Raw genomic sequence first — 10,261 nt, 5'->3', positions numbered from 1 at the left:
CATCAGGCGAAACCACGGCGCGCTGTTCAGCACAAAACCGCGCTCACGCTCGGCGACGGCCAGCGCATCGAAGTCGGCATTGGCATCTTCAATCACCTGCAATTGCAGGTCGACCTGACGCGAAATCACCTGATGGGCACTGTCCAGGCCCAGCCAATGGAAACTGCTGCGCAGGATGTCATGCCGGTCGAGCACCGCCTGCCAGGCGCGGCCGAACGTCAATAAATCCAAGCCTTCGATGTCCAGGCGCAGTTGGTTGATATAGGCCTGTACTTCAGGCTCGTACAGGGTGTGGAACAGCATGCCCTGCTGCATGGGCGACAGCGGATAGAGGTCGGCAATGGCCGGCCCGGCGACCGGCAGCGCGTCCAGTTGCGACTGGCTCAGGCGGGCCAGCGGGAAGTCCGACGGTGTGACCTGCCCTGCTGGCGTGGCGCAGCAGTGGGCGATCAAGGCCTTGAGTTCCGTGGCGTAGTCATCCGCCAGGCGCTGGATGGTCGAAGCCTGGAACATTTCGCGGCTGAAGCCCCATTGCAGCGCCAACTCACCGCCGTACACCTGCCCTTCCACCGTCAGCCAGTTGGCCAGTGGCGCCTCGAGGTCCTGGGCCTGGCCGCTGCCTTGGCTGGCGGGTACAAACAGCGCCGAGTCATCGAACTGGCGATCGAACTGCCCCAGGTAGTTGAAGGTGATACGCGGCGCCCCCAGACCGGCGAGAGATGCGCGAACCGCCGGCGCACCGAGGTAACGCAGCAGACCGTAGCCCAAGCCCTTGTCGGGCACGGCGCGCAGTTGCTCCTTGACCGACTTGATCGCGCTCGCCAGCTCGCCCTCAGCCTGCAAACGCACGGGGAACAGGCTGGTGAACCAGCCAACCGTACGGGTCAGGTCGACGTCATCGAACAGGTCTTCACGGCCATGCCCTTCCAGCTGGATCAGCGCGGCGGGCTGGCCGCTCCAGCGGCCGACCACGCGGGCCAGTGCGGTCAGCAGCAGGTCATTGACTTGAGTGCGGTAAGCCGCTGGCGCCTCTTGGAGCAATTGACGGGTGAGCTCGGCATTCAAGCGAATCTCGATTTTGCTGCCCAGGCGGCTTTGCAGGCCTCCTTGGGGGTTGTCGCACGGCAGCTCGGCGTCGATGGCCTGTGCCTGCCAGTAAGGCAGTTGCGCATTGAGCTCTTGTGCATGGGCGTGCAACTGCTGCGCCCATTGCTGGAAGGCACTGGTCTTGGTTGGAAGGGGTGCTTCGCGGTAAGCCTGTTGCAGGTCTTCCAGCAGAATGCGCCACGACACGCCGTCCACAACCAGGTGATGCACCACCAGCAGCAGACGTTGACTGCCATCGCCCATGTTGACCAGGGCGGCGCGCAGCAGCGGACCTTGCTCGAGGTCGAGGCTGCGCTGGGCTTCGTCGCACAGGGCGGCCAGTTGAGCGTCATCCGCAGCCTGGGACTGCCACAACCCAACCTCGCTGACCGGTGCTGCATAAGATTGCTTCCAACCATCGGCGTGCTGCACAAAGCGTAGGCGCAGAGCGTCGTGATGATTGATCAGTTGCGTCAACGCCGCTTCCAGGCGCGCAGCCTGCAGAGGCTCACGCGGGGTCAACAGCAACGATTGGTTCCAGTGATGACGCGCCGCAATCACCTGGTCGAAAAAACTGTGCTGCACCGGCGTCAGGATCACTTCGCCGCTGGCCGGCCCTTGGTCAATCACACCGGCCTGCTCAAAAGTCGCGACCAACGCCAGGCTGCGTACACTCTGGTACTGGAACACATCACGCGGACTGAGGCGAATTCCAGCCTGACGCGCACGGCTGACCACCTGAATGGAGATGATCGAGTCGCCGCCCAGTTCGAAGAAGTTATCGTCCAGGCCGACGTGTTCCAGGCCAAGCACATCGACCCAGATCGCCGCCAAAGCTTTTTGCAGTGCGCTTTCGGGGGCGATGAATGCCTGTTGCGGCGTAGCGTCCGGCAACGGCAAAGCCTTGCGATCCAGCTTGCCGTTGGCGGTGACCGGCAGCTTGGCCAGTGGGATCAGGTGCGTCGGCACCATGTATTCCGGCAGGCTGCCGAGCAACCACGCCTTGAGGTCGGCGGATTCGTCGTTTTCGAGCACTAGGTAGGCAACCAACTGCTTGCCGCCCTGCACCAGCACCACCGCTTCACGCACCGAAGGGTGCTGCATCAGGCGCGTCTCGATCTCGCCCAGCTCAATGCGCAGGCCGCGCAGTTTCACCTGATGATCGAGGCGGCCGAGGTATTCGATCACGCCATCGGCACGCTGGCAGACACGGTCGCCAGTGCGATACAGGCGCTCGCCGCCCACAAACGGGCTGGGGACAAAACGCTCGCCCGTGAGCGCCGGGCGGCGGTGGTAACTGCGCGCCAGGCCGGTGCCGCCCAGGTACAGCTCGCCCGAAACACCGGCCGGCACCGGATTGAGCTGGGCGTCGAGCACGTAGGTGGCCAGGTTGGCAATCGGGCGGCCGATGGGCACGCTGTCGGCGCCTTCGTCGACGCAGGTCCAGTGGGTCACGTCGATGGCGGCTTCGGTCGGGCCGTAGAGGTTGAACAAACCCGCCCCCGGCAGCTTGGCGAATACTTGCAATTGCGCATCCAGCGGCAAGGCTTCACCGCTGCACACAATGCGCTTGAGTCCCGTGCAGGCGTGCACACCCGGCTCATGGATGAACGCCTGGAGCATCGAGGGCACAAAGTGCAAGGTGCTGATGGCGTAACGGCCGATGGTTTCGATCAGACGCGCCGGCTCACGGTGCTCACCTGGCGCTGCGACCACCAGGCGTGCGCCGGTCATCAACGGCCAGAAGAACTCCCACACCGACACATCGAAGCTGAATGGGGTTTTCTGCAAGACCGCGTCGCCGGCATCCAGACCGTAGGCCTGTTGCATCCAGCACAGGCGGTTGACCAATGCACGATGACTGTTGCCCGCCCCCTTGGGCTTGCCGGTAGAGCCGGAGGTGTAGATGACGTAGGCCAGGTTCAACGCGTGGATATTGACGGCAAGCGATTCAGTGCTGTAGCCGTCGAGCCAATCTGAGGCCTGGTCCAGGGCTATCACCTGTGCACCCGCAGCAGGCAGCATCGGCAGCAGGCTCTGCTGGCTCAGCAGCAGCGTGATGCCGCTGTCTTCGATCATGTAGGCCAGACGGTCCTGAGGGTATTCAGGGTCCAACGGCACGTAGGCCCCCCCGGCCTTGAGGATGGCGAGCAACCCCACCACCATCTCGACGGAGCGCTCGACGCAGATCCCGACCAACACGTCCGGGCCGACGCCCTGCTCGCGCAAGGCGTGGGCCAACTGGTTGGCGCGGGCGTCGAGCTGGGCGTAGCTCAGGGTACTTGCACCGAACTGCAACGCCGGTGCGTGCGGCGTGCGCTGCACCTGATCCTCGATCAACTGATGAATGCCACGCTCGGTCGGGTACGCCTCGGCGGTCCGGTTCCAGGCGCTCACCAGCACGTGGCGCTCGTCGGCGGCCAGCATCGGCAATTCACCGACACGTTGGTCACCCTCCTCAACCATGGCGTGTAGCAAGCTGATCCAGTGACGCGCCATGCGCTCGATGGAAGGCGCGTCGAACAGGTCGTTGGCGTAGGTCAGCGCCGCATGCAGGGTGCCGGATTTCTCATAAGTGTCGAGGGTCAGGTCGAACTGGGTGGTACGCCCTTGCCACTCCACCAAAGCCAGTTCCAGGCCGGAGGCCGTGCTGACGGCGGTGATATCCGCCACCTGCGGCTGGTGGTTGTACATCACTTGGAACAAGGGTGTATAGCTGAGGCTACGCTCGACCTTCAAGGCTTCCACCAGACGCTCGAAGGGCAACTCCTGATGGGCCTGGGCACCCAGGGCGTGCTCCTTGATGCCTTGCAGCAATTTGGCGATACGGGTCTGCCCGGTGAGTTCGGTACGCAACACCTGGGTATTGACGAAGAAACCGATCAGCCCTTCGACCTCTGTGCGGTTGCGGTTGGCAATCGGCACACCAACGCGAATATCGCCCTGCCCCGTGTAGCGATGCAGCAAAACGTTGAACGCACCGAGCAACAACATGAACAGGGTGACGTTATGGGCCTGCGCGCAACCACGCAGTTGCGCGGCCAGTGCCGGGTCGATCGCGAAATCATGGCGAGTGCCCAGATAGCTGGGCATGGCCGGGCGCGGGCGGTCCGTCGGCAGCTCCAACACAGGATGCTCATCACCCAGACGCGCCTGCCAGTACTCCAACTGACGTGCCTGCTCTCCCGCTTCCAGCCAGCGACGCTGCCACAGGGCGTAGTCGCTGTACTGGATCGGCAGCACCGGCAGTTGGGGCGACTCATTGCGATCGTGGGCGTCGTAGCAGCGAATGAACTCGTCGATCAGTACGTTCATCGACCAGCCATCGGAGACGATGTGGTGCAGGGTCAGCAGCAACACGTGTTCCTGCTCATCGAGCTTGAGCAGTTGCACACGCAGTAGCGGGCCGTTTTCCAGGTCGAACGGCTGCAGCGATTGACGGGTTGCCGCGTCATTGACGGCCTGCTCACGCGCATCGCCCGCAAATGCACTGAGATCCAGGTGTTCAATGGCCAGCGACGGCACCTTGGCGACTTGCTCCAGGCGATCATCTGCCTGGCGCTGGAACACCGTGCGCAAGGTTTCATGGCGCGCCACCAGGCTGGCGAAGGCTTGCTCTATTGCGCGCACATTCAATACGCCCTTCAGCCGCACGGCACCGGGCAGGTTGTAGGCGCCACTTGCCGGGTCCAACTGCCAGAGAAACCACATGCGCTGCTGCGCATAGGACAGCGCCTGGCGATCCTCCACTTCCACCCCTGCCGGTATCGGAAACCTGGAAAAATCCACGCCTTCTTTCTGCAAGGCTTGCAGGAACACTTGGCGTTTTTCCAGGGGCAGCCCGATAAACCGGCGAGCAAGTTTCAAGGAGTCTTCAGCATTCATTTCTTGGAGTCCGGAACAATAGGCGGGAAGCACAAAGGCACGTCGTCCCTATAAAACGAACCGGGAAGGGAAAAATTAGCGGGGGATGGGTAGCACGCAGCGCAGTGTCATTAAGGGTTACATCAATCTCAGCAGTGACAGCTGAAGCCGAGCTAGCATTGACGCACACCACTTTTTGCAACTACATTTAGTTACACGCAGGGAACGCCGTGTCCAAAAATGAAAAGCTGCTCGCCAAGCTGCTCAATGAGCAAATTGCATTTACCTGGCCAGAGCTCGTAACGCTTTTGCGTCGGCTGGGCTACACACAGATTGAGGGGGCCGGAAGCCGTGTGAAATTCGACATCGGCGCCCCCAGTGCAATGATCACCTTGCACAAGCCCCACCCCGGCAACGAACTGAAACACTACATTCGGCGCCAGATCATCGAACAATTGAGATCAGGAGAACTGATTCAGTGAACAACCAACTGAAACATAAAGGTTATATCGGCTCTATCGAAGCCAGCCTCGAAGACAACTGCCTGTTCGGCAAGATCTTGTTCATCAAGGCATTGGTGAGCTATGAAGGGAAAACCGTCGCCGAATTGGACGCAGCATTCCGGGAGGCCGTGGACGATTACCTCACTACCTGTCAGGGCCTCGGACAAACACCCGAGAAGCCTTGCAAAGGCTCATTCAACGTCCGAGTCGGACATGACCTGCACTTGGCGGCGGCACTGGCAGCGGCCCGCAAAAAAGTAACGCTCAACGACCTCACTCGCCAAGCGCTCAATGAATTCCTACAGCATCACAGCGCCGACTCCTGTCCGGCGATCGGCTGACTACCCCAACCGTCGATACCCCAACACCGCTGCCCCCAACACTACCGCGCCCGCCATCAGCGCCACCCAAAATCCGCTGGTGGCGCCAAAGTGATCGATCATCCAACCGGAACTGGCGGCACCGATGGCCACGCCAATGCTCAGACCAGTGATCAGCCAGGTCATGCCTTCGGTCAAGCGGCTTGGCGGGACGACCTGTTCCACCAGGGCCATGGACACGATCAGGGTCGGCGCGAAGAACAATCCAGAAACAAACACCGCCACGGCCAGCCCGGGGATGTTGGTCACCAGCAGCAACGGCAATGTCGTCAAGGCGGTGGCCACGCCGCAGAACAGGAACTGCCGGGGCAGCGGCGCCTTGAGTTTAAGGGTGCCGAACGCCAGCCCTGCCAGACATGAACCGATGGCGTACACCGACAGCACGATACTCGCCGCTGCCGGTTGGCCCTGGTGCTGTGCAAAAGCCACGCTGACCACATCCACTACGCCGACGATCACCCCCATGGCCAGCAACAGGATCATCAGGATCAGCACCGAAGGCGAAGCGATCAACCAACGGCGATGATGGCCCTGGTGTTCGTGCACCGACGGCTCGGTTTGGCGTTGCAACACAAAGGTGGTGACGCCCACCGCCAGCAACAGCGCCGCTACCAAGGGGCCGGCTTGTGGGAACAACACCACGCACAAGCCGACCGAAATCGGCGGCCCGATGATAAAGCACACTTCATCCAGCACTGATTCAAGGGCAAATGCGGTTTGCAGTTTGGGCTGGCCGCGATACAACTCGGTCCAGCGTGCGCGCACCATGGCCGACATGTTGGGCATGCACCCGGCGAGCGCGGCGAACACAAACAGCGTCCAGTTCGGCGCTTGCACGTAGGTGCACAGCAGCAGCATCAGCAAGGCCCCGCCACCGATCAACGCCGCAATTGGCAGCACCCTGCCCTGACTGTATCGGTCGACCAGACGTGAAACCTGCGGCGCGCACAAGGCCGTGGCCAGGGCAAACACGGCGGCCACCGAGCCCGCCAGGCCATAACCACCGTGCACCTGCGAGAGCATGGTGATCAAGCCGATACCCGTCATGGACACCGGCATGCGCGCCAGCATGCCTGCCAACACAAAAGCACGCGAACCAGGTGCCTGAAACAACTCGGCGTAGGGGTTTGCCATGGGTTAAACGCCTTCAATCCTTAAATTGCGCAACCTTGTATCACACCAACCGCGTGATCTGCTTATGCCGCCACACCAGCCGGTAATACGCTGTCTGCAAGACCAGCATCGCCAGATAGGTTACCGGAAACGCCATCCACACCCCTTCCAGGCCGAAGTGCGCATTGAACAGGTACGCCATCGGCAGCTCAACGCACAGCACACAGAAGATCGAGATGGCGACCGGCATCAGCACCACGCCGCTGGCGCGCATGATCCCGCCGACCACCGCCTGGAAACCGAAGACCAGCACGCTCCAGAGCATGATGTGCAGCAAGTGTTCGGCCTTGAGACGCGCAACGTCGTCGGTGATGAACAGCCCCAACAGCCAATGCGACAACAGGTAGCCAAGCACGATCAGCCCGCCGGTCAGACAGGTGTTGATCAACAGCCCGGTGCGCAGAATCGGCCCGATACGTTCCAGGCGCCCGGCGCCAATCGCCTGGGCACCGAGGATCGAGGCGGTGATGGCAATCGACAACGCTGGAAACTGCACGTAGTTGACGATCTGCGTCACTGCACCATAGGCCGCCGTGGCCTGGGAGCCGTGCCCGTTGACCAGGGCGAGAATGACCAACTCCGACAGCGACAGCACCACCATCTGCAAGCCGGTGGGCAGGCCGATGCGCAGGACTTTGCCGAGGATCACCCGGTCCAGGCGCAGGGCGGCCAATAGCTCGCGGTCCGGTGCCATCACATGGTTTTTGTGGCGCAGGCGCAGGATCAGAAACAGCATCGCCAGGGCGTTACCCACCAGCCCTGCGTATACCGCACTCTGGATACCCATGGGCGGCAGGCCGATCCAGCCGCGGATCAACGCGGGAGTCAGCAACAGGCCAACCAGGGTCGACACCATCAGCGCCAATAGCGGAGAGATCGTGTCACTGACGCCACGCAGCAACTGGGTGTAGAGGATAAAGACCAGCAACAGCGGCATGATCAACATCATCACCTGGGCGTAGCCCACGGCAGCGTCGAGTACATCCACTGGCGTGCCCAACGCCTGCAAGGCTGGGCGCGCAAACAGGCTGCCAAGCACCGCCGCCACCAGCCCCACCAGCGCCCCGAGTGTCAGGGTGGCGCCGGTAATCACCTTGACCAGCCCTGTCTCCTGGGCGCCCCATGCCTGGCCGATGAGCACCGACGCGCCCGCCCCGAGACCGATCACCAGGGCGATAAAGAAAAATACAATGGGGAACATTCCCGACACCGCCGCCAGCGCCTGGGTACCGAGCATTTGCCCGACATAGATGCCGTTGAGGGTGCCGGAAAAGCTCTGCAGAAAGTTGGACAACACCATCGGTGCCAGAAATAACAGGTAGATCTGCCACAACGGCCGTTTGGGGGTGACTTCCATGCTGGTTCGAGTCCCTTAATTATTGTTAGGCAGTAAAGGCATTACGCGACAGCCAAGCCAGGTACACCTGCACGTCTATCGGCCAATGCGCAATCTTGTTGGAAAAGTCAGCAGCATCCTGGGCAAACAGCGCCCGCGAGGCGTCTTCGAAACCTGGCAGGTCACCGCCGATGGCGCTCATGAAACGATAGCTGGCTTCCTTGGCGTGGCGCATCTGATCACGGGATGCATGCACAGTGCGAGCTTCATCCACCAACCGACGCAACGCTGCCGAAGCGCCACCCCGTTGTTGGCCCAGCCACTCCCAATGACGCGGCAACAGCGTGACTTCACGCGCGACTACGCCTAGCTTCGGGCGGCCGACCGACGGGGTTACGGGTGGCTCGTCATCGACTTCGGCCTGTGCGGGTTGCACGGGCGCATAACCCGCTGGCCAGGGGTAGTCGACCTGAGTGCCGGTGGCATCATCAAAAACCAGGAAGCTGCCAGTCGCCACGGCGAGGCTTGATAAGGCGTCGGCCACCTCGGTATAGCTACCAGCCGCCACGCGTTGGTGATGAACGAAGGCAGTGCACAAGGGCGTATTTTGCGTAGGCATGATTTATTACCCGGGTATTAATTATTTTACCCGGGCTATATTAGCCAAAATTTTGTAGTCTGCAAGTCTATTGCTTGGAGAGGGTCTCAACCGTATCGCGCCCGATGATCCTGTCCGGCTTGTCACTGTCTTCGACCGAGTCCAGTTTACGGTTGAACGCAGGCCGGCTGATGATCTCTCTCGCCAGCAGGGTCATCCGGTCGTCGACCGGATTTCCAGTCAGTGATCGGCCAGCTACCTCACGCAGGGATGCCTGGGTGATTTTGTCATTGGCGTTCGGATTGAAGTAGTCAAAGTTATTGCCTAGTTCCAAGGCGAGACCAGAGTCGCTGACGCTTCCGAAATCGTTGGCGAGTTGAGTATTCTCTGGGCTCATGCCGCCAGCTTGCGATAGACCGTAACCACCGGCCGCCCCATAAGATGGCTGTTGCTGATAGCCCTGCCTCGGCGAAAAACCATTGAATGTCCCTTCCTCACGCTCGTAGTGATCAACAACCCTATTCGCATCGCCTTGGCTGATGTACCCATCCTCCAGGCCGTTGTTGTTTATGGCATCAAGCAGATGGTTCATTTCTGGGCGGAGGAGAATTTCCCTCGCCAAAAAGGTCATTTGATCTTGAAACGGATCGCCAGTCAGTGGACGGTTGGCAACATCTATGATGCTCGCCTGGGACACAAACCCAGTACGTGGATCTTGAAAATAACTGAAGTTATCTGCGAAGTCCTGCGCAACGATCGAATTAGGAGCCTGACCTTCAGACGGCATGAAAGGCCCTATTTGAGGGGCCATCTGAGGTGCCATAAAAGTGTTTGTCGGCGAGTTCATTAATCCGCGATGCGCATTGCCTACTGAGTTGTTAGCCCCCCAAGAGGCTCCACGTGATGAAGTATTACGCGGCTTTTCATCTTTTTGGGGACCTTCAATGACCTCCGCTACGTCCTTGCGCGAGATCTGATCACCGCTGGGGTTGGCAAACGTTATCGGCGCCATCATCCGGTTCATCGAGGGACGGTTGAGAATTTCACGCGCCAACAGCGTCATGTTGTCGTCCACCGGATTACCGGTCATAGGCCGGCCGGCAACTTCACGAAGTCTGGCTTGGCTTATGACCTTCTGGCTCGGGTCTTCAAAATAATCGAAGTTATTCAGGAGCTCCGTGGCGAGGCTCCCGTTGGTAGAAGTTGAGTACTTATTCTCGGGTGCCGCGTTTGCCGACTCATTTTGTCGAAAGGCACCGCCCTGAACGGGTCCGTTTTGATAGCTGTACACAGATGACATCGCAACACCTCAGCACTTGAG

The 10,261-nt window shown here is 60.6% G+C and carries 7 protein-coding genes; 2 read left to right on the top strand and 5 right to left on the bottom strand.

Translation table 11 applies throughout. The annotated features are described in order from the left end of the window. A partial coding sequence (locus ACRESD_RS01940) for an amino acid adenylation domain-containing protein (protein WP_431749393.1) occupies window positions 1-4,971 on the bottom strand: 4,971 nt, incomplete at its 3' end. Window positions 4,972-5,180: 209 nt separating this feature from the next. Between ACRESD_RS01940 and ACRESD_RS01935 the strand changes: the two genes are divergently transcribed. Continuing rightward, window positions 5,181-5,432 (top strand): type II toxin-antitoxin system HicA family toxin, encoded by a 252-nt coding sequence (locus tag ACRESD_RS01935; RefSeq protein WP_431749392.1) that lies wholly within the window; start codon window positions 5,181-5,183, stop codon window positions 5,430-5,432. Continuing rightward, window positions 5,429-5,794: a type II toxin-antitoxin system HicB family antitoxin gene (locus tag ACRESD_RS01930; RefSeq protein WP_431749391.1), complete on the top strand. Its 366-nt coding sequence runs from the start codon at window positions 5,429-5,431 to the stop codon at window positions 5,792-5,794. Before ACRESD_RS01935 ends, ACRESD_RS01930 begins: the two co-directional genes overlap by 4 nt. Here the strand turns inward: ACRESD_RS01930 and ACRESD_RS01925 are convergent, their stop codons facing one another. The 4 genes from ACRESD_RS01925 to ACRESD_RS01910 form a co-directional block, all read right to left on the bottom strand. Continuing rightward, entirely contained in the window at window positions 5,795-6,967 is a 1,173-nt protein-coding gene (locus ACRESD_RS01925; protein ID WP_431749390.1) for an MFS transporter, read from the bottom strand. A gap of 40 nt (window positions 6,968-7,007) precedes the next feature. Next, window positions 7,008-8,363, bottom strand: coding sequence for an MATE family efflux transporter (locus ACRESD_RS01920; protein ID WP_431749389.1), 1,356 nt, complete (start codon window positions 8,361-8,363; stop codon window positions 7,008-7,010). 25 nt (window positions 8,364-8,388) lie between these two features. Further along, the gene (locus tag ACRESD_RS01915) at window positions 8,389-8,961 is read right to left on the bottom strand and encodes a DUF2239 family protein (protein ID WP_431749388.1); all 573 of its coding nucleotides are present in this window, start codon (window positions 8,959-8,961) and stop codon (window positions 8,389-8,391) included. A gap of 67 nt (window positions 8,962-9,028) precedes the next feature. Further along, window positions 9,029-10,240 carry a hypothetical protein gene (locus tag ACRESD_RS01910; RefSeq protein ID WP_431749387.1) on the bottom strand — a complete coding sequence of 404 codons (1,212 nt, stop codon included), beginning with the start codon at window positions 10,238-10,240 and terminating at the stop codon, window positions 9,029-9,031. Between the last annotated feature and the right edge of the window lie 21 nt (window positions 10,241-10,261).

Source organism: Pseudomonas sp. (assembly GCF_050739995.1).
Classification (GTDB): Bacteria; Pseudomonadota; Gammaproteobacteria; order Pseudomonadales; family Pseudomonadaceae; genus Aquipseudomonas.
Note: the sequence above shows the minus strand (reverse complement) of the source record. Positions and strands in the feature narration are given on the sequence as shown.

Bases quoted from the DNA above. Each gene is read 5' to 3' on its own strand.
- ACRESD_RS01915 (WP_431749388.1), bottom strand. From the start codon at position 8,961: ATGCCTACGCAAAATACGCCCTTGTGCACTGCCTTCGTTCATCACCAA.
- ACRESD_RS01910 (WP_431749387.1), bottom strand. From the start codon at position 10,240: ATGTCATCTGTGTACAGCTATCAAAACGGACCCGTTCAGGGCGGTGCC.
- ACRESD_RS01925 (WP_431749390.1), bottom strand. From the start codon at position 6,967: ATGGCAAACCCCTACGCCGAGTTGTTTCAGGCACCTGGTTCGCGTGCT.
- ACRESD_RS01920 (WP_431749389.1), bottom strand. From the start codon at position 8,363: ATGGAAGTCACCCCCAAACGGCCGTTGTGGCAGATCTACCTGTTATTT.